Annotated in this window: 1 protein-coding gene; it reads left to right on the top strand. The window is 55.3% G+C overall.

Annotated elements, in window-relative coordinates; all coding sequences use genetic code 11:
* The coding region (locus HMPREF2890_RS09040; RefSeq protein ID WP_168160387.1) for a hypothetical protein at nucleotides 1-291 on the top strand (291 nt) is incomplete at both ends.

Here is a 291-nt window from a genome sequence, read left to right as displayed (position 1 = left end):
CTCCATGGGTCAGATCTACGCATACGAGAATAGCGCTGCCTCTGCCTCCTCTGCCGACGGCACCTCCCTCGTCATCGAGACCGCCTATAACGGCTATGCTGTCAAGCCTCTTGAGGTGAAGCTGCCTCAGATGAAGCGCAACTACATCTACTCCATCCAGCTTATGATGGGCGATGAGGGCTACGTGCCGGATCCGAGCGATAACCCCGATCCCTCTAAGATTAAGCTTACCTACAACGTCAGGGTGGTCGACTGGAATAATGGTCAGACCTTCACCGTGTCGGAGGAGGA

It is taken from the genome of Porphyromonas sp. HMSC065F10 (genome assembly GCF_001808555.1).
Taxonomy (GTDB): Bacteria; Bacteroidota; Bacteroidia; order Bacteroidales; family Porphyromonadaceae; genus Porphyromonas_A.
This window is presented reverse-complemented; position numbering and strand designations above follow the sequence as displayed.